Source organism: Nonomuraea harbinensis (genome assembly GCF_019396385.1).
Classification (GTDB): Bacteria; Actinomycetota; Actinomycetes; order Streptosporangiales; family Streptosporangiaceae; genus Nonomuraea; species Nonomuraea ferruginea.
Genome location: NZ_JAHKRN010000035.1, coordinates 70,391 through 97,014 on the forward strand (window position 1 = coordinate 70,391; position 26,624 = coordinate 97,014).

Below are 26,624 nucleotides of genomic sequence, written 5' to 3' on the forward strand. Positions count from 1 at the left end.
AGGATCACTTCCCGGCGATCCCGGCCTGGATGCCGTCGAGAAGCCAGGTCAGGCCGAGGGCGAAGCCGGTGTCCCAGTCGGCTTCCGCGACGTGCGGGCCGTGGGCGGCGAGGGCCGGGTAGCTCTCCCGGTGGGCGCGCAGGTGCTCCTGAGCCGCCTGCCGCGCCTCCTGCCCCGCGCCGGTGGGCCAGGTGGCCTGCATCAGCCCGGAGCCGATGACGTAGTTGGACAGCCCGTACGCGGCGGCCGTGAGGTGGGGTTCGACGGCACCGGCCCTCAGGAGGGTCGCGTACAGGAACTCACTGCGGGCCAGCACGTTGGGCCCCAGCATCGGACGGCTCAGCAGCGCCGCCGACCAGGGATGCCGCAGCAGGACCGCGCGCCATCCGTCGATCAGCGCGGTGATGTCGGCGCGCCACCCCCGGCTTTCCGCCGGGATCAGGACCTCGGCGAAGATCATGTCGAGGGCGAGGTCGAGGACGTCGTCCTTGGTCTTCACGTGCCAGTAGAGCGTGGTCGAGCCGGTGCCGAGCCGTTCGGCCAGGCGGCGCATGGTCAGCCGATCGGCGCCTTCGGCGTCCAGGAGCGTCACGGCCTCCTCGACGATCCGGTCCCGGCTGAGCGGCGGGGCGTCGCGTCCCTTCCGCGCGGACGGGCGCAGCCACACGTCCCCCGCGGTCCCTGATCGGCGGGCTCCCGAATCTGCCTTGCTGATGTCCACGTACGTGAGTCTAGTATGGCGATCGGTCACCGGATCATTGATCCAGTGACCGGAACAGTGATCCGGTGAAGGAGGGACCGTGGCAGGACACGTCGAGGTGGACGGGCTGACCTACGTGCTGCCGGACGGGCGGCTGCTCCTGCACGAGGTGTCCTTCCGCGTCGGGGACGGCGTCAAGGCCGCCCTGGTGGGACCGAACGGCGCGGGCAAGACCACCCTGCTGAAGCTGATCGCCGGGGATCTGCGACCGGCCGACGGCCGGGTGGTCTCCTCAGGAGGGCTGGGGGTGATGGGGCAGTTCATCGGCGACATCCGCGACGACCGCAGCGTGCGCGACCTGCTGCTGTCGGTGGCGCCGGAGCGGGTCCGCGACGCCGCCGAGGCCCTGGCGCGGGCGGAGGAGGCGATCGCCGCCCGCGACGACGAGGCGTCGCAGCTGGCCTACGCGCAGGCCGTCGCCGACTACGCCGACGTCGGCGGCTACGACATGGAGGTCGTCTGGGACGTCTGCACCACCGAGGCCATGGGCCTGCCCTGCGACGCGGTCAGGGACCGCCCGGTGACCACCCTGTCGGGCGGCGAGCAGAAACGCCTCGCCCTGGAGGCCCTGCTCCGCGGCCCGGACGAGGTCCTGCTGCTGGACGAGCCGGACAACTATCTGGACGTGCCCGCCAAGCAGTGGCTCGAAGACCGGTTGCGGGCCACGGACAAGACCGTGTTGCTCGTGTCCCACGACCGCCGGCTTCTGGCCGAGGCGGCCGACCGGATCGTGACCGTGGAGGATCGCGGTGTCTGGGTCCACGGCGGGGGGTTCGCCGCCTATGCCGACGCGCGTGAGCAGCGCATCAGCCGGCTGGAAGAGCGGCGCCGCCGCTGGGACGAGGAGCACGCCAAGCTCAGGCGGATGGTGCACACCCTGCGGCAGACCGCGGCCAACAACGACGCGCTGGCCTCGGCCTACCGCGCCGCGCGCACCCGGCTGAGCCGCTTCGAGGAGGCCGGCCCGCCCCAGCGCCCGCCCAGGGCGCAGAACGTGCGGATCCGCCTGCGCGGCGGCCGCACCGGCAAGCGCGCCGTCATCTGCGAGAACCTGGAGCTCGTCGGCCTGATGCGGCCGTTCGACACCGAGATCTGGTACGGCGAGCGGGTCGGGATCCTCGGCTCCAACGGCTCGGGCAAATCCACGTTCCTGGAGCTGCTGGAGCAGGCCGCCGACGGCGCGGCGCCCGCGGTGCGGCACAGCGGCTCGGCGCGGCTGGGGGCGCGGGTGGTCCCGGGGCGGTTCGTGCAGACCCACGCCCGGCCGGACCTGCACGGCCGCACCCCGGTCGAGCTGGTCACGACCGGTCACGCGTGCACGCTGAACGAGGCGATGGCCGCTCTGGCGCGCTACGAGCTCGCGCCCGCCGCCGGCCAGTCGTTCGAGACCCTCTCGGGCGGCCAGCAGGCCCGGCTGCAGATCCTGCTGCTGGAGCTGTCCGGCGCCACCCTGCTGTTGCTGGACGAGCCCACCGACAACCTCGACCTGGCCAGCGCGGAAGCCCTGCAGCAGGGTCTCGAATCCTTCTCCGGCACCGTGCTGGCCGTCACCCACGACCGCTGGTTCGCCGCCGATCTCGACCGTTTCCTGATCTTCGGCGCTGACGGGACCGTGCACGAGAGCGCCGAGCCGGTCTGGCACGAGCGGCAGGCCCGGAAATGACTACCTGTGTGAGGTGGAGCTATGGGGATTCGAACCCCAGACCTCTTCCATGCCATGGAAGCGCGCTACCAACTGCGCCATAGCCCCTCGCATCGCTGCGTGCCCCAGTGTATCGGACCCTAAGACCTCTCTCGTACCGCTTTATTCACCGGCCAGGCCGCCGAGGATCACCTCGGCGTGCGTCCACAGCAGCGCCCCGCCCACCCCCGCGACGAGGTGCCGCCGCGCCCCGGGGATGCGCCCGGCCAGCGTCGCCCCCTGGTCGGGCGAGTGCCCGTGGTCCAGCTCGCCGTACCAGAGCTCGGCCGGTACGGTGACGCGCCCGAGGTCGAACGGCCACCGTCCCATGGCAAGCAGCGTGTCGCGGGCGTAGCCGCCGGGCCCTTGCTGGAACGCCTCCGCCATGGCCCTGCGGTAGGCCCGTTCGAAGGCCGGGTCCTCGTACACGGCCCGGTCCTCGGGAGGGCTGCCGGGCACGATCATGTCCCACAGCGCGTCGGGGGTGAACCGGGAGAAGAACTCCTCGGCGGCCACGGGGTCGCCCGTCACCGAGTCGACGAGGCCGCGCAGCTCGGGCGGCAGCCCGTCGCGGAACTCGGGCGCGGCCACCTCGTCGGAGCCGGACACGATCGTGACCCGGGAGGCGACGCCGGCCGCGGCGCAGGCCAGCGCGAACGGCGCGCCCTGGGAGAACCCGACGACCGGGATGCCGTCGAGCCCGGAGGCGCGCACGTCGCGGGGCCAGTCCGCGAGGGTGCGGCCCGGGCTGGGGTCGGAGGCGCCGAGCCCGGGACGGTCGAGCGAGACGAGCCGGATGCCGAGCCGGTCGACCGTCCCCGCGCCGAAGCCGAGTGTCCGGCTGGTGCCCGCGCCGGGGCAGAAGAGCACGGGCCGGCCGTCGTGCGGCCCCCACTCGGCCCAGCCGAGCCTGCGGCCGTCGGGGAGGGTCGTCTGCCCGAGCCTGGCGGGTGGTTCGACTTTCACGCTCACCCTCTCAAGATGCCCAGACGGCCACAATCCTCGCAATCGGTTATAGCACCTCGCCCGCCTTGCCGATGAGCCCGGCCAGCTCGGTGACCATCGGGTCCTCGGAGGACCGCGCCAGGCGGGCGGCGTGCTCGCCGAGCGCGGGCAGGTCCATGCCGAACGCCTCGCCGTCGCGCATCTGCAGGGCGAAGGCCGCGGCGACCACGTCCACCTGGAGCCGCAGCGGCGCGCCGGACCACAGCTCGCCGGCGAGGGCGCCCACATCGACGGAGTCGGCGGCCTCGGCGGGCCGGCGGGTGTCGGGGTCCTGCCAGCGCACGGTGGCGGTGGCGAGGTGGCCTTCGGCGCCGGGCCTGAGCTTGAGCGCGTACAGGGCGGTGACGGAGTGGCCGGGCCCGACCTCGCCGCCGTCGGCGCTGTCGTCGCGGAACTCCTCCGCCTTCAGCGCCCGGTTCTCGTAGCCGACGAGGTGGTGCTCCTCGACCACGTCCGGGTTGAACGCGACCTGGGCCTTGGCGTCGCGGGCGCGCAGTTCGAGGGTGGCGGGCAGCCGGGAGACGAACGCCCTCTCGGCCTCCTCGGGGCTCGACACGTAGATGGCGGCGCCGTCGCCGTTGTCGGCCAGCTGTTCCATCAGCTCGTCGCCGTACTCGCGGCCGACGCCGACGGTGAGCAGCGTGATCTCCTCGGCGGCGCTCTCCCCGACCCGGTCGAGGATGCCCTGCCAGGCGGTGCTGCCCTGGTTGGCGAGGCCGTCGGAGAGCAGGATGACCCGGTTCGTGGCGGCGGGCCGGAAGGCGCGCGAGGCTTCCTCGTACCCGAGGACGAGCCCGGACTCGAGATTGGTGCCGCCCTGCACGGTGAGCCGGTCGACGGCGGCGTGCAGGTCGGCCCTGGCGGCGAGCGGCGTCATGGCGGCGAGCAGCTGGGCCGTGTCGCTGAAGGCCACGACGGCGACCTGGTCGCCGGGGGTGAGCTGGTCGAGCAGCGTGCGCAGGGCCTGCTGGACGAGGTCGAGCCGGCCGGGCTCGGCCATGGAGCCGGAGACGTCGATGACGAAGGTGAGGTTGGCCGGCCTGCGGGCCTGGGTGGTGGAGCCGCGCGTCTGCAGGCCGACCCGGAGCACGGCCCGGTCGCGGCCGGGGAGCCGGGCGCCGTCGGTGTGCACGGTGAAGCCGTTGTCGGGCGGTTCGGCGTAGTCCTGGCGGAAGGAGTTGACGAACTCCTCGGGCCGGATCTGGCCGGGTTCCGGCCGGCGCCCCTCCCGCAGGGTGCGGCGCGCGTAGGAGTACGAGGCGGTGTCGACGTCCAGCGCGAACGTGGAGATCCTGGCGCTGGTGGTCTCCGACAGCTCCGGGCGCATGGGCGCCGGGTTCTCCTGGGCGGCGGGCGCGTCCCCGGCCGGGCCGCCGCACGCGGTGAGTGTCAGCAGCGCCGCGAGTCCGATCGCCGCCAGCGAACGTTTCTTCATGTGCGTCACCTCCACGCCCTATGACGGGCCTGGAGAGCGGCCGGCCGGGCCGGTGACGCAAGCGAGCGCAAACCGCGACTCTTACGTGATCGATTGTCACGAAGTGGTCGTTTCCTGTAGGCATGGGTGCCGTGCGTATCTATGTGGGTCTGGCCGCCAAGGGCCGTGAGGTTCCGGCCAGGGTCCTGGAGAAGATCCGTTCCGTCGCCGAGACGGCCTTCCCGGTCCCGCCGGAGGTGATCCGCGGCAGCGAATGGCACGGCCGCGGCGTGTCCCTGTTCGGGTGGACGAACGAGCCGGACGACTCGCGGCGGCCGCCGCTGCTGACGGAGTCGGGCGGGCGGGTGCTCGGGCTGAACGGTCATCTGGCCGACCCGGACGACGCCGGCCGGCTGATCGGCGATCCGCTGGGCGAGGGGATCGGCGGCTGTTTCTCCGCCTGGGTGGCGGGCGACGGCGTGCTGTCCGCGGCGACCGCGATCAACCGGGTCTGCCCGGTGTTCTACGCCGAGACGCCCGAGGTGCACGTCGTCGGCAGCCGGGCCCTGCTCGTGCACCTGGCGGCCCAGCAGGGCGACCGGGTGGAGCACGACGTGCTCGCCCTGCAGACGATGGTCCGCCAGGGGTTCTTCCTGTCGGACGAGACCCCGTACCGGGGGGTGACGGCGCTGCGCCCGAGCACGCGGCTGGACGTGCGGGACGGGCGGCGGGTCATCACCGAGACGCCGCTGCCGGCGTCGGCGCCCGCGCCCACGTCGGAGCGCGGCAAGCGGAAGGCGATCGGCGAGCTGGCCGAGGCGCTGCTGGCCACCGTCGCCCCGCTGCGCGGCCTGGGCGAGCCGGTGAACCTGGCGCTGACCGGCGGGCGCGACACCCGCATCCTCGGGGCGCTGCTGTACGCGGCGAAGGTGCCGTTCCGGGTGACCACGAACGGGCTCGACGCGCACCCGGACGTGATCCTGGCCCGGCAGATCGCCGGCCGGCTCGGCGTCGAGCACACGGTGATCGCGCCGCCGCAGACGGCCGGGCAGGACGCGGTGCTGGTGGAGCACCCGCTGGACCGGGTCTGGGAGACGCTGCGCACCTGCGAGGGCATGACGTCCGCGTACGAGTCGATCGTCGGCTACCTGCCCTACTCCGGCAAGCCGACCATGTCCGGGCAGAGCGGCGAGACGCTCCGGGCGGGCAGCCTGAACCTGCTGCAGAACGACCTGAGCGACAAGGCGCTGACGCGCCGCATCACCACCACGTTCGGCAAGGACGACAAGCTGTTCACCGACGAGGCGAACGAGCACGCCCGCGAGCTGGCCCGGCCGTGGCTGGCCAGGAAGGACCGGCTGGAGGCGCTGGACCACATCTACGTCTGGTACAAGGTGGGCCGCTGGCAGGCCAGCGCCCGCGCGGGGTCGCTGCGCCGCGGCGACCCGGTCCGGCCGTTCCTGGACAACCGCGTGGTACGGGCCGCGCTCGGGCTGGATCAGGCCTGGCGGCTGTCCGAAGAGGTGATCTACGCGCTGATCCTGCGGTTCGCGCCCCAGCTGCGTGACGTGCCGATCGAGGGTAAGCCGTGGCGGTTCGCCGCGGCGCTGGAGAGCCGGCCGTCGCACTGGTGGCGGCCGGCGCCCCGGCCCCCGGCGCACATGCCGACGCTCCGCACGGGCGGAGGCTGGAGCTGGCGGACCAGCCCCGGCCCGGTGCTGACGGACGTGCTGCGGCAGCAGGTGCTGGGCAGTCTGGACGCGCTGGCGCCGATCGTGCGGCCGGACGAGGTGCGCGCCCTGTTCGCCGACCCGGTGGTCAAGAAGCCGGCCCTGGCCTGGCACCTGTACACGGTGAGCGCGCTGCTGACCGGCGTCTACCCGGGCAAGCGGCCGGAGGGGCTGGAGCGGATCCCGGTGTCGAAGCCGTCCTGATCACCAGTGCAGCAGGAGCAGTTCGGCGGAGAAGCCCGGCCCGAGCGCCAGCAGCACGGCCGGCTGGTCCTTGCGCCCGCGCGTCTCCTGCAGCACGTGCAGCACCGACACCGACGACAGGTTGCCGTGCTCGCGCAGCGACCGCCAGGTGACCTCCAGCGCCTCCGGTGACAGCTCCAGCGCCCCGGCCAGCCTTTCGATCACCTTGGGGCCGCCGGGGTGGCAGATCCAGGTGCCGACCTGGCCGGGGGTGAGGCCGTTGTCGGCGAGGAAGGCCACGACGTCCCCGGCCAGCACCTGGTCCACGAACTCGGGCAGCCCGGCGTCGAGCACGATGCGGAAGCCGTGCTCGCCGACCTCCCAGCCCATCAGGTGCTCGGTGCCGGGGTACAGCTTGCTCCGGGTGGCCACCACCTCGCGTCCGTCGCCGTGCCCGGCGGCCACGACGGCCGCGGCGCCGTCGCCGAACAGGCCGCTGGCGATCAGGTTCGCGACCGAGGTGTCGTCACGCTGCACGGTGAGCGAGCACAGCTCCACGCAGACGAGCAGCGCCACCTGGTCCGGCCAGCCGCGCAGGTAGTCGTGCAGCCGCGACAGCCCGGCCGCCCCGGCGGCGCAGCCCAGCCCGAAGACCGGCACCCGCTTGACGTCCTCGCGCAGCCCCGCGCGCTGGGCGAGCCGGGCGTCGAGCGACGGCGCGGCGAGCCCGGTGGTGGAGCAGAACACCAGGTGGTCGACCTTCCCCGGCGGCAGCCCGGCCTTGTCCAGCGCGCCGGCGATCGCCCGCTCACCCAGGTCGAGCGCGATCTCCACGTAGGCGTCGTTGGCCCGGCCGAACGACTGCAGCTTGGCGTAGTCGTCCAGCGGCAGCGCCAGGTTGCGGCCGGTCACGCCAGTAGCGGTGTGGAAGCGCTTGAGCAGCCCCTCGTCGGCCGCCGTGAGCCGGGCGAACGCCTCGGTGATCTCCTCCTGCTCGTACCGGTGGTCCGGCAGGACGGTCCGTACCCCCCAGATGTGCATGCCTGGTTTCTGCCGCTGAGAGCCGCTGGCTAACATTTCGCCTGGTCATGGCCTCGTGGTGGCCCGCGGTCCCGGCTCCAGCACCTCGTACGCGTCGCGCGCCCACGCGGTGAGCACGGGACGCGTCTCCGCGGGGTCCACGATGTCCTCGACCAGGAACGCCTCGGCGGTGCGGAACGGCGACCTGACCGCCTCCAGCCGCGCCGCGATCTCCGCCTTCATGGCCTCCGCGTCCGGCCCGGCCTCCGCCAGCAGCCGCTTGAACGCCACCTCCAGCCCGCCCTCGATCGGCAGCGACCCCCAGTCACCCGACGGCCAGGCGACGCGCAGGCCGTAACGGTGGTGCGGCCGGTGCGCGGCCCCCGCCACCCCGAACACCCGCCGCACCAGCACCGACGCCCACGGCACCGTCGACTGGTAGACGGCGGCGAGCGCGCGGGCGCCGTGCCTGATGGTCGCGGCCCGCTCGGCGGCGCCCCCGATCACGAACCCCGGCTGGTCGACCAGGTGCACGACCGGCAGGTGGAAGGTCTCGGCGAAGTCCAGGAACCGGGTCGTCTTGTCCGCGCCCTGGGCGGTCATCCCGCCGCCGTAGAAGCGCGGGTCGCTCGCGAGCACCGCCACCGGCCGCCCCGCCAGCCGGGCCAGCGCGGTGATCGTGGAGCGCGCGTGGCGGCGGCCGAGCTCCAGCACGCTCCCCTCGTCGAACACGGTGTCCATGATCGCGCGCATGTCGTACGGCTTGCGCCGGTCACGCGGGACGGCGGCGCGCAGCTCGGGCGAGACGCGGCCGGGGTCGTCGGCGCAGCCGGCGACCGGCGGGAGCCGCCAGGCGCTGCGCGGCAGGTAGCCGAGCACCCGCCGGGTCAGCGCGAACGCCTCCTGCTCGGAGCCGGCCACCAGGTCGACGGTGCCGGCGGCGGCCACGGTGCGCCAGCCGCCCAGCTCCTCCTTGTCCAGGCTCTCGCCCATCCCGGCCTCGACCACGGCAGGGCCGGCCACGAACACCTGGGACAGCTCCTTGACCATGATCGAGACGTGGGAGGTGACCAGCCGGGCGGCGCCCAGCCCGGCCACCGGGCCGAGGGCGAGCGCGACCACCGGGACCCGCCCCAGGTTGGCGACCACCTGGTCCCAGCCCGGGTTGTACGGGACGTAGGTGCGGCCGTACTCCTCCAGCTGCTTGACGCTGCCGCCGCCGCCCGTGCCGTCGATCAGCCGGACGAGCGGCACCCGCATCTCGCCCGCCATCCGCTCGGCCAGGATCTGCTTCTCGTGGATGGCGGCGTCCGCCGCGCCGCCGCGCACGGTGAAGTCGTCGGCGGACACCACGACGCGGTGACCGTCGACCTCCGCCCGGCCGATGATCACGTTCGACGGGGTGAAGCTCTCCAGCCGGCCTTCCGCGTACTCGGCGCGCCCGGCCAGCGCGCCCACCTCCTGCCAGGAGTCGGTGAGCGCGGCCAGCCGCTCCCGGACGGTCAGCCGGCCGGTGGCGTGCTGACGGGCGACGCGCTCCTCGCCGCCCATGCGCGCGGCCAGGTCCTTGCGGTGCTTCAGCTCGGCGAGCTCCGGGTCCCACACGACGCCCTCCATCCGTACCGGCTGGTCGGTAGGTTAGTGGGCGGGACCCTCCAAGGTGTAGTCGAACACGTAGGAGTGCGCGCCGTCCTCGGTGATCTCGATGTCCATCTCGCCGCGCAGGCCGCGCAGCTCGCCGGTGGCGGAGTCGGGCACGACCGAGATCCGCAACGACTGCGTGCCCCGGTCGCTTGCGGCGTTGTGCTGCACGACGAAGCTGCCCGCCCGGCCGTTGAGCGTGCCCGCGATGCGCTCCACGGCCACGTACGCCTTCGACTCCTCCACCGGGGTCGTCACCACCGTCAGGTGGACGGTGCTGGTGGCGGTGAGGCCGCCGTGGAAGGTCTTGCTCATCGTGACGCGGCCGAGTGAGACGTCGTCGTGCTGCTCGAACGGCTGCTCGGCGTGCCAGTCGGAGGTCTCGAAGGGCCCTTTGACAATCATGCTTCCATCGTGCCGCGCTTACCTGCCAGCTCCCGTCAGGTATCCAGCAGTGTCCGGGTGAAAGTGTTGCCGAACGTGCCGTCCGGGTCGTACCGGCGCACCAGCTCTCGGAACCGGTCAGGCACCGCCGGGCGGCGGGTGAACAGCTTGCCCCAGTGCGGCCTGGGGTCGAACGGCGCCAGCACGTCCTCCACCAGCTTGATCACCGGCAGCACCGCCTCCGGGTTCTTCACCCAGGTGAAGTGGAACGCCACGCTGTCGCGCCCGTACGAGGGACTCAGCCACAGGTCGTCGGCCGCGACCGTGCGCACCTCCGAGATCTGCAGCACCGGCCGGATCCGGTCGCCCGCCGCGCGCAGCTCGCGCAGCGCGGCGGCGGCGTGCGAGCGCTCCAGCAGCCACTCCGACTGCAGCTCGTCCCCGGCGCTGCTGGGCGGCGCGTCCGCGCGGAAGTGCGGCAGCCGCTCGTGCCACGGGCCCGGCACGCCGAGCTGTACGGTGCAGCTCTCGGCGGGCATGCCGGGCACGGGATGCCGCGGGCCGTCCGCCGGCCGGGTGCCGTGCCAGTCGTCGCCGGGCGGCTCGCCGCGGGTCTTGATCCAGGCCCGCGTGTCGCGGTAGTCGGTGAACAGGCTGACGCTGTAGCCGTCGGCCATGACCTCGTCGAACGGGGCGTCGTCCGGCACGCCCTCGCGCACGTACTGGCGCAGCTCGAACGCCGGCACCAGGTCCAGGGTGAGCGCGGACACCACGCCGAGCGCGCCGAGCGCGACCACCGCGCCGGGGAAGTCGTCGTGGCCGCGTTCGAGGGTGACCATCGAGCCGTCGGCGGTGACCAGCTCCAGGCCGCGGACGGCGGCCGACAGGCTCGGGTTGCCCACTCCGGAGCCGTGGGTGCCGGTCGCGACCGAGCCCGCCACCGAGATGTGCGGCAGCGACGCCAGGTTGGCCAGCGCGAACCCGCGGGCGTGCAGCTCGGGGGCGAGCCGCGCGTACGTGGTGGCCGCGCCGACCCGCACCCGCGCCGCCGCGCCGTCGATCTCGATCAGGGGCGGCATCCGGTCGAGCCGCACCAGCTCACCGGGGGAGTCGGCGACGTCGTTGAAGGAGTGGCCGCTGCCGAGCGCGCGCACCCGCCGGGCGGCGGCGACCAGGCTCCGGAGCTCGTCGAGGGAGGTGGGGTGGTGGATCCGGGATGCCGTGAAGGCGGTGTTTCCCGCCCAGTTCGTCAGCGTCACCGCCCCACTTTGCCACAACACCTCATGCATCGGACGGCCGTGGGGATGGTGAGGGACATGGAACTGTTTCCCGCGATCCCGCTGGCCGCATGGCAGGACACCAAGGCCACGCTGCACCGCTTCGCCCAGATCGTCGGCAAGATCCGCCTCGCGGCCGGGATCCGGCGCAACCACTGGTGGCACGTGCCGTTCCACCTGACCGGGCGGGGCATCACCACCCGCCCGACGGGGCGGGCCGACGGCGGGCCGATCTTCACCATCGACTTCGACTTCGTCGCCCATCAGCTGGTCGTCGCCACGATCGACGGCCGGGCGGTGACGTTCCCCCTCTACGGCCAGTCCGTGGCGTCGTTCTACGACGAGGTCATGCGGGCACTCGGGGACCTGGACGCGCCGGTCGACGTCGACATCCCGCAGCCGTTCGACCTGCCCGACTCCGGCCGGCCGTTCGCCGAGGACACCGAGCACGCGGCCTATGATCCCGTCCACGCGACGCGTTACTGGCAGGTGCTCAGCCAGGTCAACCTGGTGCTGGAGGAGTTCGCCTCCGGTTACTCGGGCAAGATCAGCCCGGTCCACCACTTCTGGCACACCTTCGACATCGCCTGCACGAGGTTCTCCGACCGGGTGATCGACCAGCCTTCCGGCAACGACCCGGTGACCCGCGAGGCGTACTCCCGCGAGGTGATCAGCTCCGGCTTCTGGTTCGGCGACGACACCTTCCCGCAACCGGCCTTCTACTCCTACACCGCGCCGGAGCCCGCCGGGCTGGCCGGCGAACCGCTGCTCCCGGGGACCGCGGAGTGGGTCGAGCAGCGCGGGAGTCACCTGGCCATCCTGCGCTACGACGACGCCAGGGCCGAGCCCTCCCCGCGCGAGGCCGTCCTGGCCTTCTACCAGAGCGCCTACGAGGCAGGGGCGCGGCTCGCGGGCTGGGACGTCGGAGCCGTCGCCTGCCCCGGCGGGGTCACGGACCCGGTCGCCTCGTCCTGACCGCCGCGGGCGCGCCCGGCGGCGGAGGTCAGCTCAGCTGGATCGTGACGGCGCCGCCCAGGAGCAGGGCCAGGCCGAGCAGGCGGGAGGCGTCCATCGGCCTCCTGGGCATGCGGAACAGGCCGTAGTGGTCGATGACGGCGGAGGTCAGCTGCTGGCCGGTGACCGTCAGGGCGATCGTCACCGCCGCGCCGATGGCGGGCAGGAGCAGGAACGTCCCCGTCACGTACGCGGCCGCGCACGCCCCGCCCAGCCACCCCCACCAGGGCATCGCCCGCAGCCCCTCGAGGCGCGGGCGGGGCGTGCGGCGGGTGGCGGTCAGCACCAGCAGGAGGGCCGCGATGGTGAGCGTGGCGACGGTGAAGCTGACGGCGGCGACGGTGAGCGGCTCGTCCAGGCCGGCCCGGAGCCTGGCGTTGACGGCTCCCTGCACGGGGAGCGCCGCGCCGGCGACGAGCCCGAGGGCGAGCCAGCCGGGCCGCGTCCGGGTCCCGCCGGGGACGCCGCCGCCCAGGCCGCGGACGATGACGGTGATGCCCGCCAGCACCGCGAGGGCGCCCGCGACGATCCCGGCGTCCGGTTCCTCGCGCGCCAGCCCGAGGAGTCCGAACGAGTCCAGCCCGAGCGAGGCGAACATCTGGCCGGTGACGAACAGGCCGGCGGTCACCAGGGCGCCGAGCCGGGGGAACAGCAGGATGCCGCTGGTGATGTAGAGCGGGCTGGCCAGGCCGCCGAGCAGGTGCCAGACCGGGACGTCGGCCGTCCGGGCGAGCACGCCGAGGGCGCCGGTGGCCAGGGCGAGGACGGCCAGCAGGCCGGTCGCGACGCCCAGTTGCAGGGTCGAGGCGCCGTAGGGCGTGCCCACGGCCCGGTTGAGCTGCAGGTTCGCCGACGCCTGGACGGCGAGGAGGCAACCGGCCAGCAGCGCGGCACCCAGAAGAGCGGTCTCCATGAGACTCCTCCACGAGACAGAAGCGGACGACGTGTCCACTTAACTGGCTCATGCAACTGGACGACCTGTCCGGTTATTCCCTACTGGCGGCGGAACGTGTGCCGGTAGGCCAGGGGCGCCACGCCGACCACCGCGTGCAGGTGCTGGCGCAGCGAGACGGCGGTGCCGAAGCCGGCGCGCCTGGCCACCTCCTCCACGCCGAGGTCGGTGGTCTCCAGCAGGTGACGGGCGTGCTCGACCCGCTGCCTGGAAAGCCAGCGCGCCGGGCTCATGCCGGTCTCCTCGCGGAAGCGCCTGGTGAACGTGCGCACGCTCATGCTGGCGTGCGCCGCCAGGGCCTCCAGGTCGAGCGGCGCGTCCAGATGTGCCAGCATCCAGGTGCGGGTGGCGGCGGTGCCGTTGCCGGTGGCGGGCGGCAGCGGGCGCTCGATGTACTGCGCCTGGCCGCCTTCCCGCCAGGGCGGCATCACGCAGCGGCGGGCCGCCCTGTTGGCCACCTCGCTCCCGTGGTCGCGCCTGATCACGTGCAGGCAGAGGTCGAGCCCGGCCGCGACGCCGGCCGAGGTGAGCACGTCGCCGTCGTCGATGAACAGCACGTCCGGGTCCAGCTTCACCCGGGGGAACAGCCTGGCGAAGCGGGCCGCGTTGCGCCAGTGGGTGGTGGCCGGGCGGCCGTCGAGCAGCCCGGCGGCGGCCAGCACGAACGCGCCCGTGCAGATCGACATCACCCGGGGCCGCCCCTGGAGTGCCTCGCGCAGCTCGCCGGGGATGACGCCCTCCCGCAGGGCGGGCCCGCCGTGCACGCCGGGCACCAGCACCGTGTCGGCGGTGTCGAGCACGTCCAGGTCGTGGTCGGGGTGCACGCTGTAGCCGGCCGAGCAGCGCGCGGGGGCGCGGCCCGGCGAGCAGGTCACCACCTCGTACAAGGGCTCGCCCGACGCCGACTCGGCCGTGCTGAACACCTGTCCTGGCACTCCCAGGTCGAGCGGCGCGAACTGGTCGAGCACGACGACGGCGATCCGGTGCGGCATGGCCGGATTCTTTCACATATTGGCCTTCGGGCCACTCGTGCCCGGAAACCGCGATAAATCAGGATTGGCGGATGACCCTGACCACCCCCGCCAGGCGCGTCCGCGTGCACCGGGCCTGGTTCGTCGCGGCCGTCGCCTTCGTGGCGATCCTGGGCGCCGCCGGCTTCCGCGCCACCCCCGGCGTGCTGATCAACCCGCTCCGGGAGGAGTTCGGCTGGAGCACGGGCACGATCTCCCTGGCCGTCTCCGTCAACCTCGTGCTCTACGGCCTGATGGCGCCGTTCGCCGCCGCGCTCATGGACCGCTTCGGCATGCGCCGGGTGGTCGCCCTCGCCCTGCTGCTCGTCGCCGCCGGCAGCGGGCTCACCGTGTGGATGACCGCGAGCTGGCACCTGTTGCTGCTGTGGGGGGTGTTCGTCGGGCTCGGCACCGGGTCGATGGCCCTGGTGTTCGCGGCCACGCTGACCGACCGGTGGTTCGTGCGGCACCGCGGCCTGGTCACCGGCCTGCTGACGGCCGCCGGGGCGACCGGGCAGCTCGTCTTCCTGCCCGTGCTCGCCCAGCTCGCCCAGGGGCCGGGCTGGCGGGTGGCCTCGCTGACGGTGGCCGGCTCCGCGCTGGCCGTGGTGCCGTTCGTCTGGTGGCTGCTGCGCGACCGCCCCGAGGAGGTCGGCACGACGGCGCTCGGCGCCGACCCGGACGCGCCCCGTACCCCACCGGCCCCGGCCGCGAACGCGGCGGTGCGCGCGCTGACCGTGCTGCGGTCGGCGGCGCGCACCCGTCCCTTCTGGTATCTCGCGGGCGGGTTCGCCATCTGCGGGGCGAGCACGAACGGGCTGGTCGGCACCCACTTCATCCCGGCCGCGCACGACCACGGGATGGCCGAGCCGACCGCCGCCGGGCTGCTCGCGGTGATCGGGGTCTTCGACATCGTGGGGACCGTCATGTCGGGCTGGCTGAGCGACCGGATCGACCCCCGGGTGCTGCTCGGCGTCTACTACGCGCTGCGCGGGCTGTCGCTGATGGTGCTGCCCGCCCTGTTCGCGGCCACCCCCGAGCCCAGCATGCTGGTGTTCATCGTCTTCTACGGGCTCGACTGGGTGGCGACCGTGCCGCCGACGGTGGCGCTGTGCCGCAGCCTGTACGGCGCGGACGGGCCCGTGGTGTTCGGCTGGGTGTTCGCCTCCCACCAGGTCGGGGCCGCCGTGGCCGCCGTCGGCGCCGGACTCGCCCGCGACCAGCTGGGCCACTACGACGTGGCCTGGTACGCGGCCGGGGCGCTGTGCCTGCTCGCCGCCGGGATGTCGGTGGCGATCCGGCATGCTGGGAAGCGATGAACGACTCAGAAGAGATGGTCCTGCCCCTGGTGGTGCGGATCGAACGTGCCGGCCCGCCCGAGCGCGCCGACGCCCTTGAGGCCGCCGCCATGGCGGTGCTCTCCCTGCTCGACGACCCGGGGGAGTGGGCCGGGGAGCTGCGCGCCTGGCAGGCGGGCCGGATCCGCAAGGTGGTGCGGCGGGCCAGGGGCGCGGAGTGGCGGCGGGCCGTCGCGCTGCCCGGCCGCACGATCGAGCACCGCACCGCCGAGGTGCGCGTGCACCCGCCCGTCCCGCTCGACGCCTGGCCCAGGGACCTGGCAAGACTGCAGGTGTCGGGCACCGAGCTGGCCGACACCGGCGAGCCGGGCCCGGCCACCCCGCCGGTCCTCTGGGAGAACCCCGCCCTGCGCATGTCCGCGGGCAAGGCCATGGCGCAGGCGGGGCACGCCGCCCAGCTCGCCTGGTGGGCCAGCGACGCCGCCGGACGCGCCGCCTGGCGGGCGCGGGGTCTCACGGTGTCCGTGCGCACCGCCCGGCCCGCAGTCTTCTCGGCGAAGGTGGACGAGGGGCTGCCGGTGGTGCGCGACGCCGGGTTCACCGAGATCGAGCCCGGCTCGTGCACCTTCGTGGCCGACGCGCCCTGGCTCGGCGGAGACCGGATCGGACCCCGAGTCCCACCTGTTACACCAACCTGAGATGACACTTCGGTAGCAATCGCCCGCAGATGGGTCGGTTTTGTCGTACGCTCCGGTTCGTGCTCGATGGGGTTGATGAGACCAGAGGTTCCCGCGTGAGAACCGAAGACCGCCCGGGAATCCCTGCCTCGCCGCCCAGACGCTCCCGCATCGGAGACATCCGGATGGGGGCGATCTACCGGGGACTCGCCGTGGTCGCGGCGGTGGCGGTCGCCGCCGTCGGGGTGGTCCTGGCGCTTCCCTCGCGGCCGGACGAGACCGGCGCCCGGCCGGTCGCCGCGCCATCGGCCGTGCCCGTCTCGTCCGGCCCGCCCACCGCCGAAGCCACCGCCGAAGCCACCGTCGGCGCCACTGTGGGCGCCACCGTCGAGGCCACCGCGGGGCCGACCGCGGAGGCCACCGTCGAGCCCGCCTCGGGCGTCTCGGGCGACGATCCGGCGCCGCGCCCCACTCCCACCCCCGGCACGTCGCTCGCGCCCGGCTACACCGCGATGGAGGCCCTGTACGCGGACGAGCGCCTGCCCCGCCTGCCCGCCAAGGTCAAGCGGCTGAAGCTGCCCCGCGCCGGCAAGAGCGTCATCAAGGACAAGCGCACCGGCCTGGCCGTGCCCAACCTGCCCAAGCCCTGGAAGTCGTACGGACCGGCCCCGTTCACCAGCCGGCAGGTGCTGCCCAAGCCGAGCAAGGGCCCGCGCGGCATGCTGGTCAGCTGCCCGGTGCCGATCGAGGCGCAGAAGTCCGACCGCGACACCGCCCTGCTGGCCGCCCGGTGGACGCTCAACCACCACCCCGAGGGCTCCAAGATCCGCTGGCTCGGCTCACAGCGGATCAAGGACGGCTGGACGCTGCTCTACCAGGTCACGTACGGCAAGCGCAGCTCCCGCGCGGCCGTGATGGTCGTGGACGGCGGAATGAGCAAGCCGGGACTGGTGTTCATCACAGTGCCGGACACGCAACGCAACAGGTGGCGCGACATTCCTCACGCGATCGCCGGGGTGCGCGTCCTACGCTGAGATCATGAAGGGCGGCGATTTTGGGGAGTGACGACGCCGTGGAACGCTCTGGGGCGCCGCGATCATCGGAGAACGGCAAGACCAAGCGACCGTGGCGGGCCGAAGGGCTCCCCGGCACCCCCGGAGGCCGCCCCAAGATCAACTGGTGGCGGTTCGTGGCCACCCTGCTGGCCGTCTACGCCGTGTTCTTCCTGGTGTCGTCGTTCTTCGACAGCGGCGAGAGGGAGACGATCTCCTACACCCAGTTCACCCAGCAGGTGACCGCCAAGAACGTCAAGGAGATCTACGCCACCGGCCTGTCGGTGGAGGGCCAGCTCAAGTCGGCGGCCAACGACCCCGACAGCGGCAACCAGTCCTACACCGAGTTCCGCACCGAGATCCCCACCTTCGCCGACACCGACCAGCTCTCCCAGCAGCTGCAGACCGCCGCGGTGGAGATCAGGGCCGAGCCGCTCAGCACGGGCCGGGGCTTCTTCCTCAACCTGCTGCTGGCGTTCTTCCCCGTGCTGCTCCTGGCCGGCCTGTGGATCTGGATCATGCGGCGCGGCGCGGGCATGATGGGCGGCGGAGTCGGCGGCCTCGGCAAGTCGAAGGCCGCCAAGCCGGTCGAGGCGGGCAAGGTGCGCGTCACGTTCGACGACGTGGCCGGCATCGACGAGGTGGAGAACGAACTCGTCGAGATCGTCGACTACCTCAAGGACCCGGCCAAGTACCGCAGGCTCGGCGCCAAGCTGCCCAAGGGCGTGCTGCTCGCCGGCCCGCCGGGCACCGGCAAGACGCTGCTGGCCAGGGCCGTGGCCGGTGAGGCGAACGTGCCGTTCTTCTCGGCCAGCGCCTCCGAGTTCATCGAGATGATCGTCGGCGTCGGCGCCTCCCGCGTACGCGACCTGTTCGAGGAGGCGCGCAAGGTCGCGCCGTCGATCGTGTTCATCGACGAGATCGACGCCATCGGGCGCGCCCGCGGCGGCGCGGGCGGCATCGGCGGCCACGACGAGCGCGAGCAGACGCTCAACCAGATCCTCACCGAGATGGACGGCTTCTCCGGCGTCGAGGGCGTCATCGTCATCGGCGCCACCAACCGGCCCGAGGTCCTCGACCAGGCGCTGCTGCGCCCCGGCCGGTTCGACCGTACGGTGCAGGTCGGGCTGCCCGACGCGGCCGGCCGCGCGGCGATACTCGGCGTGCACACCCGGGGCGTGCCGCTGGAGGCGGACGTAAGCGCCGACCGGATCGCCAAGACCACGCCCGGTATGACCGGCGCCGACCTGGCCAACCTCGTCAACGAGGCGGCGCTGCTCGCCGCCAAGCGCGGCAAGGAGAAGGTCGGCACGGCCGACTTCGCCGACGCGCTGGAGAAGCTGCAGCTCGGCGCCGCCCGCAGCATCGTCATGCCGGAGGAGGAGCGGGTCAGGACCGCCTACCACGAGGCCGGTCACGCCCTGCTCGGCATGCTGCTGCCGGGCGCCGACCCGGTCAGGAAGATCTCCATCATCCCGCGCGGCCGGGCGCTCGGCGTCACCCTCTCCACGCCCGAGACCGACCGCTACGCCTACGACGAGCGCTACCTGCGCGGCCGCATCACGGGCGCGCTCGGCGGCATGGCGGCCGAGGACGTGATCTACGGCGTCATCACCACCGGCGCCGAGAGCGACCTCGAACAGGTCACCATGATCGCCCGCGGCATGGTGGGCCGCTGGGGCATGTCGCAGAAGGTCGGCCCGCTCACGATCCTGTCCAACGACGGCCAGCAGCCGCAGGCCTCGCCCGCCACGCTCGCCATCGTGGACGAGGAGGCGCGGCGGATCGTGGACGAGTGCTATGACGACGCCGTCCGCATCCTGCGCGAGAACCGAGCCAAGCTCGAAGGCATCGTGGCCGCCCTCCTGGAGCACGAGACGCTCGACGAGGACAGCGCCTACACCGCCGCCGGGCTGCGGGAACCCGTCCTCGACGCCGAGCCCGGGGAGTTGGCCAAAAGTTAGGACGCCCCCGGACTTAACCGGGGGCCGGGCGGGGAAGGTCTCCCGGACGAGGATCAGGGGGACTGCCGTGAGACTGACCGACCGGCTGCTCGCCGAACTCGGCGATCCCGGCCTGGAGCAGATCGGCGGGATGCTGGCGACCGACGCCGGCAGGGCCCGCGACGCGATCGCGGCCGCCTCCGGGATGATCGTCGGCGGCATGGCCCGCGACGCCGAGCACCCTGACGGAGCCGAGGCCCTGCGCGCCGCGCTCGACGAGCACACCGACGCCGACCCGTTCAACGGGGACGTCGCCTCCCTGGCCCGCGACGGCCAGAACATCCTCGCGCACGTGCTCGGCGGCCAGGGCACCGAGACCGTCGCGTACGGGCTGGCCCGGCTGTCCGGCCTCGACCCGGGCGCCGTCATGCGGCTGCTGGCGCTGCTCGCGCCCATGGTGATGTCCCTGCTCGCCATCCGGGCGGGGGAGCTCGACATGACCACCGAGGAGATGGCCGCCGAGCTGGCCCGCGAGCGCGCCACCCTGCCCGACGAACTGGCCGCCCTCCTCGCCGACGCCTTCGGCGACCTGCCCGAGCCGCACACCACCAGGGGCGCGCGGGGCCCCGCCTGGTGACGGGTAAGCTGGTCCGGTGATCGTTCTGGCCTCAGCGTCCGCCGCCCGCCTGGCCCTGCTGCGCAACGCGGGCCTCGACCCCAAAGTGATCGTGAGCGGGGTCGACGAAGACGCGTTCAGCGCTCACACCCCCGCCGCGCTCAGCCTCGTCCTGGCCAAGGCCAAGGCCGAGGCGGTCGCCGCCGGGCTGGGCGACGGCCTGGTCATCGGCTGCGACTCCATCCTGGAGCTCGACGGCCGCCCCTACGGCAAGCCCGCCACCCAGGAGGAGGCGCTCGACCGCTGGCGGATCATGCGCGGCCGCACCGGGCGGCTCGTCACCGGCCACTGCGTGATCGACGTGGCGGCGGGCAGGCAGGTCGCCGAGACCGCGACCACCGTCGTCCACTTCGGCAGCCCCTCCGAGGAGGAGATCGCCGCCTACGTCGGCACCGGCGAGCCGCTCAGCCTCGCCGGCGCGTTCAGCGTCGAAGGGCGCGGCGGCTGGTTCGTCGAGGGCATCGAGGGCGACCACGGCACCGTGCTGGGCATCTCGCTGCCGCTGCTGCGCGAGCTTTTCGACGAGCTGGGTTACGCGGTCACCTCGTTCTGGCGCTAGCCTGCCGGACATGCGATCGCTGCGCGACTTCGGCTCCGGTGTCGGCTTTTTCCTGCGAGGCGTGGGCTGGGTGGCGAGGAACGGCCGGTGGTGGCTGTTCGGGCTCATCCCGGCGGTGATCGCGTTCGCCGTCTACGTGGTGGCGCTGATCCTGCTCGGCACCAACGCGATGAGCCTCGCCGAGTTCATGACCCCGTTCGCCGACTCGTGGTCCTGGGCCCAGGCGTTCCGGGTGACGGTCGCGATCGCGCTGTTCCTCGGCGGGCTGGCGCTGGCGGTGGTGACCTTCGCGGCGATCACCCTCACCATCGGGGAGCCGTTCTACGAGAAGCTCTCCGCCAAGGTCGACGGCGTCGAGGAGGCCGACGGGCAGCCCTGGTGGCGCACCCTGCCGCGGTCCGTCAAGGACAGCCTGGTGACGCTGATGTTCGTGCTGATGTTCACCGTGCCGCTGTTCTTCCTCGGCTTCGTGCCCGTGCTCGGGCAGACCGTGGTGCCGGTGCTCGGGGCGGCCGTCTCGGGCTTCTTCCTGACGGTCGAGCTGAGCACGCTCGGCATGGAACGGCGCGGGCTGCTCCGCAAGGACCGCTTCCGCCTGCTGCGCGGCAACCTGCCCGTGACGCTCGGCTTCGGCGTGGCCGTGTTCCTGCTCTTCATGGTGCCGCTGGTGGCGGTCGTGGCGATGCCGGCGGCGGTCGCGGGCGCCGCGCTCATGGTACGGGAGCGCCTCGCCCCGTAGTCCACAGGCGGCGCCGCTCATCCGCAGAACCGGTTGGCGGCGCTTCCCCCTCAGATCCACAGGCGGTCGGCCGCGGTGCTGCTTGTCCACAGAACCTGTTATCGGCGCCTTCCCGGGGCCCGGCGCGCGGCACGCTCTGTGCCCATGACGACCGACATCTCCGCCACCTGCCTCACCCTCACCAGCCCGGCCGACATCCTCGCCGCCGTGCCCTACCTCGTCGGCTTCCACCCGGCCGACAGCCTCATCGTGGTCGGCCTGGCCCAGAGCCGGGCCAAGGTGGCCGCCCGCTGGAACGTCCCCATGCCGCCGGGCACCCTCGCCCCCCTGACCGCGCTGTTCCAACGCGAGGAGGTGTCCCAGGTGGTCGTCGTCGGCTACGGCCCCGGAGAGGCCGTCACCCCCGCCGTCGACGAGGCCACCGCGATCGCCGCCGGGGCGGGCGTCGAGGTGGCGGAAGCACTGCGCGCCCACGACGGCCGCTACTGGTCCTACGTGTGCGACAGCGCCACCTGCTGCCCGCCGGAAGGCACCCCGTACGACCCGCGGAGCAGCCGCGTGGCCGCCGAGGCCACCGTCCGCGGCCTCGTCGCCCTCCCCGACCGCCAGACCCTCCAACGCACCATCGCCCCGGCCACCGGCCCCGTACGTCTCGCGATGCGCCGCGCGACAGCCGACGCGATCCACACCCTGCGCACAGCCCTCACCACGACCTCCGGCGGCGCGGTCTCCGCTGCTCATCCTGTCTCTGATGGCGCGGTCTCCGCTGAGGCTGGCGCTTGCGGCGTCGGGGCCGGGGCCGCCTCTGACGTCGCCGTTCCCGAGTCCGCCTCCGGCGTGCCCCGTGTTTCTGGTGGCGCCGTCTCTGCCTCTGATGAATTCGCCGGGGTGTTCGTGGCCGAAGGGCTCGCACGGGTCCGGGCGGCTCTGGCGCGTGCCGGCGCTGGTGACCGGCTCGATGACGCCGAGGCCGCGAGGCTGGGCCTCGCCCTCGCGGTCATCAGGGTTCGGGACGAAGCCTGGACTCTGATGGACGACTCCCACATCGGCCTGTGGAAGGACCTCACGCGTCGGCTGGAGCCCGCCTTCATTCCTCCGGTGGCGTCCCTTCTGGCCATGGCAGGGTGGCGGGCCGGTGACAGCATTCTGGCCACGATCGCTCTGGAGCGGGCCCTGGCGATCGACCCTCATTACTCGATGGCCAACCTGCTCATGCACGCCCTGCAACACCTGCTGCCGCCGGCCGTCCTCGATGGCCGGATGCCCGCCCCTGACGAACTCGACGCCGCGATGGGGGTACCCAGGGCGTCCTGGCTCCAGCCCCTCCTCGCCCTGATCGAGCACCATCCCGAGCCAGATGCGCTCCAGGCGGGCGATCTCGGCCCGTCCGCCTTCCCGAGTGACACGGGGTCCGGCCCCGGTGCTCCGGACCTCGCGGATGAGAGGACCACATGACGGTGCCGTGGGTTTGCGTCCTCGCCCAGTGAAGGGACACACAGCGGTGCTTTCGCCGGTCGAGGTCATTGGGGGGTGTCTCAGCGAGTCCCGGGTGGTCCGACGATGTCTACGCGTCGTGCGGGGTGTGCCTGTTCGCGTAGTTCGCGGGATGGTTTATCAGCCTGTCCGCGTGGTTCGGGATGTCTACCCCAGCAGCGTCGTGCGGGTGTGCCTGCCTGAGTGGTTCGCGAGGTGGTGTCTCAGCCTGTCCCAGGTGGTTCGGGCGATGTCTACGCCCTTCAGGATCGTGCCGGGAGATGTCTACGCCTGTCAGGATCGTGCCGGGCAATGTATACGTCCGTCAGGATCGTGCCGGGTGATGCCTCAGCCCGTCTCTGGGCGGTGCCCCGCCAAGTGAGATCAACGATCTCATCGTGCGTGACCTACCTGGGCGAACAGGGCTGTGCGGGTGAAGGATCGCACCGCCCTACGGGACGCTACCCGGCCAGAGTGGGTCTTCAAGGACGGTGGGGTGAGTGCTTCTGCTGAGGCGGCCAGGGTGGTGGCTCAGACGGCGGGGTGACAGTTCGGGTGGGCTACCGGGGTGGGGTGTCTTCGTCCGGCTGGGTGGCGGCGGGCCGGCAGGTCGGTGTGCCATGCTCTCGTCGCGCCGGGTGGCGCTAGAGCTGTTCGCCTCCTTCGCGCTTGCGGCGCTCGTTGTAGCTGCGCATGCGCTGTGGATAGCCGGTCAGCTGGACGTCATACACCGGCAACGCCAGGTCACGGGCCACCTTGTGGATCACCGCGGGTGATCCGACCCTGCGCCGGGTCCACTCGCCGTCGTCGGCTACCGCGACCGCGGTGGTGTCCGTCGCGAAGGTCTCGGGCTCGACGTAGAACTCGACGCCGCGCCGCGACTTGGCGAAGGCGATGAGCGCTTCGATGTCGGCGTCGGTGGCCTCGCGATCGAACTTCGCGATCTTTTTGCCACGCAGCCGCCGGAGGCCGTAGCGATCTCGCCATCTCATGAGTCCTTTTTATACCGTCAAACGCTTCGGCGCGTCGGGGAAGATCTCGGGGATACATCCGGGATTCTCCCGATGCCCACGACCACCCCCGGTCGAGCAGTATGGGAAGAGACCGTTCGTATCCCGTAGGGAGAGGCATGGCTGTGATGACTGGGGTACCCACACCCTCGAGGCCGGGACAGGTGCCGCAGACTGAGCTGCGCGTCACCGACCAGGATCGGGAGCACGTCGTGGAGCACGTCAAGGCCGCCTACGCCGAAGGCCGCTTCGACAAGATCGAGTTCGACGACCGGCTGGAGCGCGCCATGACGGCGCGTACGCACGGCGACCTCATGCCGATCATGAGGGAGCTCTACGGCCCCAACGGCGTGCCCCGTTTCGCCGCGCCGCAGGCGCCCGCGCCCCGCTTCACGGCCGAGCCCGAGAGCAACGAGCGACTCGGCGCCTCGGCGGCCCACCTGCTGACCCTGGTCGGGTTCCCGATCATCGGGCCGCTCATCCTGATGCTGACGGCCGGCAAGACCTCGCCGTACATCCGGCGTCACGCGGTCGAGGCGCTCAACTTCCAGCTCACGATCACGGGGGCGTCCATCCTGCTCCCGATCACGATCATCGGTCTGGTGCTGGTGCCGGTGATCTGGGTGGTCGGAGTCGTCCTGTCCATCGTGGCGGGCGTCTCGGCCCTGTCGGGCGGCGACTACCGTTACCCGATGACGATCCGCCTGGTGAAGTGACCACCGTCGAAACGCCCGGCGAACGACCACGGACCCGCCTTCACGCGAAGGCGGGTTTTCCCTTTCACGGACGGGGAGCGCGGACGCGGTGTCACCGGACACCGCCAGGCTGGAGGCCCCGTCCTTCAGGGCGGGGGATGTGCGGCGCCTGTCCCGGCACGTGGGCGAGGTGAGGGTTCCGAAGGTGGGCTGGATCCGTTTCCGCTGGTCCCGCGCCGTCCCTGACGGGGTGAAGTCGTATCGGGTCACCCGCGACCGCGCCGGGCGGTGGCATGTGGCGTTCGCCGCCATCCCCGATCCCGTCCCGGCGCCGGGTACGGGCGAGGTCGTCGGCGTGGACCGGGGGGTGGCCGTGTCGGCCGCTTCGTCCACCGGGGAGATGCTGAACGCTCCCGGGCTGCGCGACACGGAGAAGGCGCGCCTGCGGCGGCTGTTGCGCAAGCTCGCCAGGGCCAGGCGCGGATCGAACCGGCGCGCCAAGGTCAAGGCCGCCATCGCCCGGCTGAAGGCACGCGAGAGCGACCGGCGCAAGGACTGGGTGGAGAAGGTCAGCACGGACCTCGCCCAGCGGTTCGACGTGATCGCCGTCGAAGACCTGCAGATCCGCGCCATGACCCGGTCGGCACGTGGCACCGTCGAGGCGCCCGGGCGCAATGTCCGGGCCAAGGCGGGGCTGAACCGGGGCATTCTCGCCGCCGGATGGGGCGGTCTCGTCCGACGCCTGGAGGACAAGGCGCCCGGGCGGGTGGTGAGGGTCAATCCCGCGTACACGAGTCAGCGGTGCTCGGCGTGCGGGATCGTGGACCGGGAAGCGCGTGAGAGCCAAGCGCGTTACCGGTGCCGGTCGTGTGGATACGCCTGCAACGCCGAGGTGAACGCGGCCAGGAACATCGAACGCGCGGCAGGGCATGTCGTGTCTGCGCGGGAAGGGCCACGGGTTGCCGGGCCGGTGCACCGCGAACCTCAACGTGACCTCCTCCTCGTGGGGTAGTCGCGGTTGGAATCCCTGTGCTTCAGCACGGGGAGGATGTCAAACGGTGCGCAGGAAGTCTCCGAGGAGACTGTTGAAGGCGTCCGGGCGTTCCATGTTGGGGTAGTGGGCGGCCCCGTCGATCGAGGTCGCGCGGCCGTCGGCCACCGCGCCGGCGAGGCGTTCCGCCATGCCGATGTGGTCGGGGGAGTCGGCGGCGCCGTTGACGGCCAGCACGGGGACGCCGATGGTGGGGACGCGTTCCCAGGTGTCGCGGACCGGGACGATGTGGTCGGGCTCGCCGGCGCTGTGCTTGGACATGGTCTCCACGGCCATGCGGCGCAGGCGGCTCACGACCTCGGCATCGAGCTCGCCGAGCGAGCGGTGCGGCCCGGCGGCGAAGAGCATGAACCCCTCGACCGAGGCGTCCAGATCCCCGGCGGCCATCCCGGCGTGCCAGGTGGCCATGGCCCGGGTGGTCCACGGGTCGGTGAAGTAGGGCTCGCTGGTCCCCGCCCCGCTGACGACCACGGCGCTGACCAGGTCGGGGTGCTCCAGCGCGGTGTCGACAGCGAGGGCGCCTCCCATGGAGACCCCCACGAGGATCGCGGGGCCGGTGTCCAGGTGGCGCAGCAGGGCGGCGAGGTCGTCGGTGAGCCGGTACGGCCCGGTGGCGTTGGCGGACCGGCCGTGGCCGCGGGCGTCGGGCGCGATGACGCGACACTCCTCCGCGAACACCGGGATCTGGTCCTCCCACATGCGGTGGTCCAGGAAGCCGCCGTGCAGGAGGACGAGCGGGCGGCCGGTGCCGGTGTCGATCCAGAACAAGTCATCCATGACAACCAAGGTGTCATTCTGTGGCGAGAATGGCAACCCAGGTGTCATCATGGTGGAGTGAGTGAGACAGCGGTTCCCGGAGAGCTGCCCGACCGGCTCATCGAGGTGTTCGACCTCGTGGGGCCGCTCTACCGGCGTGCCCACCGCAAGGTGGAGCAGGACGCGCCCGTCGAAGGGCTGTCGGTCGGGGTCCGGGCCGTGCTCAACATGCTGCGCGAGCATGGGCCCATGACCGTCCCCCAGATGGGCCGGGCGCAGGCGTTGAGCCGCCAGTTCGTGCAGCGCATGAGCAACGACGCGGCCGCGCTGGGGCTGGTGGAGTTCGTCGCCAACCCGGCGCACAAGCGGTCCTCGCTCGTACGGATGACCGAGGCGGGCCGCGCCGCCATCACCGCCCTGATCGACCGCGAGCGCGCGATGCTGGCCCCGGTCGGCGAGCACGTGACCGGCGCCGAGGTCGACGCCTGCGTCCGCGTGCTCTCCAGCCTGCTCCGGCTCCTCGACGACGTGGAGGTCGACTGAGGGGCCGGTGTCCGGCGGGCGGGTCAAGGCTGGACGTGGACCAGGTCCGCGCCCAGGAGGTCGGCCGTGGCGCGGAGCTGG

At 72.6% G+C, this 26,624-nt stretch carries 25 protein-coding genes and 1 tRNA gene; 14 read left to right on the plus strand and 12 right to left on the minus strand.

Annotated elements, in window-relative coordinates; translation table 11 throughout:
- Window positions 1-4: 4 nt before the first annotated feature.
- On the minus strand, window positions 5-721 hold the full coding sequence (locus KME79_RS30115) for a TetR/AcrR family transcriptional regulator (protein WP_219547838.1): 717 nt from the start codon (window positions 719-721) through the stop codon (window positions 5-7).
- A gap of 79 nt (window positions 722-800) precedes the next feature.
- Here KME79_RS30115 and KME79_RS30120 point away from each other — a divergent pair, with 79 nt between their 5' ends.
- Window positions 801-2,423 carry an ABC-F family ATP-binding cassette domain-containing protein gene (locus KME79_RS30120; protein ID WP_219547846.1) on the plus strand — a complete coding sequence of 541 codons (1,623 nt, stop codon included), beginning with the start codon at window positions 801-803 and terminating at the stop codon, window positions 2,421-2,423.
- 14 nt (window positions 2,424-2,437) lie between these two features.
- On the opposite strand, the gene KME79_RS30125 is transcribed toward KME79_RS30120, so the two are convergent.
- The 3 genes from KME79_RS30125 to KME79_RS30135 form a co-directional block, all read right to left on the minus strand.
- Window positions 2,438-2,510, minus strand: a tRNA-Ala gene (locus tag KME79_RS30125).
- 54 nt (window positions 2,511-2,564) lie between these two features.
- Entirely contained in the window at window positions 2,565-3,413 is an 849-nt protein-coding gene (locus tag KME79_RS30130; RefSeq protein WP_219547848.1) for an alpha/beta fold hydrolase, read from the minus strand.
- 40 nt (window positions 3,414-3,453) lie between these two features.
- Window positions 3,454-4,881, minus strand: coding sequence for a vWA domain-containing protein (locus tag KME79_RS30135; RefSeq protein WP_219547850.1), 1,428 nt, complete (start codon window positions 4,879-4,881; stop codon window positions 3,454-3,456).
- A 122-nt stretch (window positions 4,882-5,003) separates the two neighbouring features.
- On the opposite strand from KME79_RS30135, the gene KME79_RS30140 reads away from it, so the two are divergent.
- The gene (locus KME79_RS30140; protein WP_219547852.1) at window positions 5,004-6,794 is read left to right on the plus strand and encodes an asparagine synthetase B family protein; all 1,791 of its coding nucleotides are present in this window, start codon (window positions 5,004-5,006) and stop codon (window positions 6,792-6,794) included.
- Here KME79_RS30140 and KME79_RS30145 read toward each other — a convergent pair whose 3' ends face one another.
- The 4 genes from KME79_RS30145 to KME79_RS30160 are packed head-to-tail and all read right to left on the minus strand — an operon-like array spanning window position 6,795 to window position 11,107.
- Complete coding sequence (locus tag KME79_RS30145; protein WP_219547854.1) at window positions 6,795-7,850, minus strand: type III polyketide synthase; 1,056 nt, start codon at window positions 7,848-7,850, stop codon at window positions 6,795-6,797.
- Window positions 7,851-7,859: 9 nt separating this feature from the next.
- A complete protein-coding gene (locus tag KME79_RS30150; protein WP_219547856.1) occupies window positions 7,860-9,398 on the minus strand; it encodes an acyl-CoA carboxylase subunit beta in 1,539 nt (512 codons plus the stop codon).
- 33 nt (window positions 9,399-9,431) lie between these two features.
- The gene (locus tag KME79_RS30155; protein ID WP_219547858.1) at window positions 9,432-9,839 is read right to left on the minus strand and encodes a DUF3224 domain-containing protein; all 408 of its coding nucleotides are present in this window, start codon (window positions 9,837-9,839) and stop codon (window positions 9,432-9,434) included.
- Window positions 9,840-9,874: 35 nt separating this feature from the next.
- Window positions 9,875-11,107: an FAD-binding protein gene (locus KME79_RS30160; RefSeq protein WP_219547860.1), complete on the minus strand. Its 1,233-nt coding sequence runs from the start codon at window positions 11,105-11,107 to the stop codon at window positions 9,875-9,877.
- A gap of 27 nt (window positions 11,108-11,134) precedes the next feature.
- Between KME79_RS30160 and KME79_RS30165 the strand changes: the two genes are divergently transcribed.
- Window positions 11,135-12,070 carry a DUF5996 family protein gene (locus tag KME79_RS30165; protein WP_219547862.1) on the plus strand — a complete coding sequence of 312 codons (936 nt, stop codon included), beginning with the start codon at window positions 11,135-11,137 and terminating at the stop codon, window positions 12,068-12,070.
- Window positions 12,071-12,098: 28 nt separating this feature from the next.
- Here the strand turns inward: KME79_RS30165 and KME79_RS30170 are convergent, their stop codons facing one another.
- The gene (locus KME79_RS30170) at window positions 12,099-13,022 is read right to left on the minus strand and encodes a DMT family transporter (protein WP_219547864.1); all 924 of its coding nucleotides are present in this window, start codon (window positions 13,020-13,022) and stop codon (window positions 12,099-12,101) included.
- 80 nt (window positions 13,023-13,102) lie between these two features.
- Window positions 13,103-14,053 (minus strand): GlxA family transcriptional regulator, encoded by a 951-nt coding sequence (locus tag KME79_RS30175; RefSeq protein ID WP_148030092.1) that lies wholly within the window; start codon window positions 14,051-14,053, stop codon window positions 13,103-13,105.
- Between the two features lie 71 nt (window positions 14,054-14,124).
- Here KME79_RS30175 and KME79_RS30180 point away from each other — a divergent pair, with 71 nt between their 5' ends.
- The 8 genes from KME79_RS30180 (at window position 14,125) to KME79_RS45475 (ending at window position 22,470) form a co-directional block, all read left to right on the plus strand.
- Window positions 14,125-15,390, plus strand: a complete 1,266-nt coding sequence (locus tag KME79_RS30180; RefSeq protein WP_219547866.1) for an MFS transporter — start codon at window positions 14,125-14,127, stop codon at window positions 15,388-15,390.
- The gene (locus KME79_RS30185; protein ID WP_219547868.1) at window positions 15,387-16,067 is read left to right on the plus strand and encodes a peptidyl-tRNA hydrolase; all 681 of its coding nucleotides are present in this window, start codon (window positions 15,387-15,389) and stop codon (window positions 16,065-16,067) included. The genes KME79_RS30180 and KME79_RS30185 overlap by 4 nt, the downstream gene beginning before the upstream one ends.
- A 164-nt stretch (window positions 16,068-16,231) precedes the next feature.
- Entirely contained in the window at window positions 16,232-17,080 is an 849-nt protein-coding gene (locus tag KME79_RS30190) for a hypothetical protein (RefSeq protein ID WP_219547870.1), read from the plus strand.
- A 38-nt stretch (window positions 17,081-17,118) separates the two neighbouring features.
- Window positions 17,119-19,062 carry an ATP-dependent zinc metalloprotease FtsH gene (gene ftsH, locus KME79_RS30195; RefSeq protein WP_148030096.1) on the plus strand — a complete coding sequence of 648 codons (1,944 nt, stop codon included), beginning with the start codon at window positions 17,119-17,121 and terminating at the stop codon, window positions 19,060-19,062.
- Window positions 19,063-19,129: 67 nt separating this feature from the next.
- On the plus strand, window positions 19,130-19,678 hold the full coding sequence (locus KME79_RS30200) for a DUF937 domain-containing protein (protein WP_187281024.1): 549 nt from the start codon (window positions 19,130-19,132) through the stop codon (window positions 19,676-19,678).
- 16 nt (window positions 19,679-19,694) lie between these two features.
- The gene (locus KME79_RS30205; RefSeq protein WP_219547872.1) at window positions 19,695-20,276 is read left to right on the plus strand and encodes a Maf family protein; all 582 of its coding nucleotides are present in this window, start codon (window positions 19,695-19,697) and stop codon (window positions 20,274-20,276) included.
- 10 nt (window positions 20,277-20,286) lie between these two features.
- On the plus strand, window positions 20,287-21,015 hold the full coding sequence (locus KME79_RS30210; RefSeq protein WP_219547874.1) for an EI24 domain-containing protein: 729 nt from the start codon (window positions 20,287-20,289) through the stop codon (window positions 21,013-21,015).
- Between the two features lie 144 nt (window positions 21,016-21,159).
- Window positions 21,160-22,470 (plus strand): DUF4192 domain-containing protein, encoded by a 1,311-nt coding sequence (locus KME79_RS45475; protein WP_246640667.1) that lies wholly within the window; start codon window positions 21,160-21,162, stop codon window positions 22,468-22,470.
- A 662-nt stretch (window positions 22,471-23,132) separates the two neighbouring features.
- Here KME79_RS45475 and KME79_RS30220 read toward each other — a convergent pair.
- Window positions 23,133-23,480 carry a hypothetical protein gene (locus tag KME79_RS30220; protein WP_148030100.1) on the minus strand — a complete coding sequence of 116 codons (348 nt, stop codon included), beginning with the start codon at window positions 23,478-23,480 and terminating at the stop codon, window positions 23,133-23,135.
- Between the two features lie 182 nt (window positions 23,481-23,662).
- Here KME79_RS30220 and KME79_RS30225 point away from each other — a divergent pair, with 182 nt between their 5' ends.
- A complete protein-coding gene (locus tag KME79_RS30225; RefSeq protein WP_261808380.1) occupies window positions 23,663-24,214 on the plus strand; it encodes a DUF1707 and DUF4870 domain-containing protein in 552 nt (183 codons plus the stop codon).
- An 88-nt stretch (window positions 24,215-24,302) separates the two neighbouring features.
- Entirely contained in the window at window positions 24,303-25,205 is a 903-nt protein-coding gene (locus KME79_RS30230) for an RNA-guided endonuclease InsQ/TnpB family protein (protein WP_219547876.1), read from the plus strand.
- 39 nt (window positions 25,206-25,244) lie between these two features.
- Here the strand turns inward: KME79_RS30230 and KME79_RS30235 are convergent, their stop codons facing one another.
- The gene (locus KME79_RS30235; protein WP_219547878.1) at window positions 25,245-26,021 is read right to left on the minus strand and encodes an alpha/beta fold hydrolase; all 777 of its coding nucleotides are present in this window, start codon (window positions 26,019-26,021) and stop codon (window positions 25,245-25,247) included.
- A gap of 57 nt (window positions 26,022-26,078) precedes the next feature.
- Here KME79_RS30235 and KME79_RS30240 point away from each other — a divergent pair, with 57 nt between their 5' ends.
- Window positions 26,079-26,543 (plus strand): MarR family winged helix-turn-helix transcriptional regulator, encoded by a 465-nt coding sequence (locus tag KME79_RS30240; protein ID WP_148030103.1) that lies wholly within the window; start codon window positions 26,079-26,081, stop codon window positions 26,541-26,543.
- Window positions 26,544-26,624: the final 81 nt, after the last annotated feature.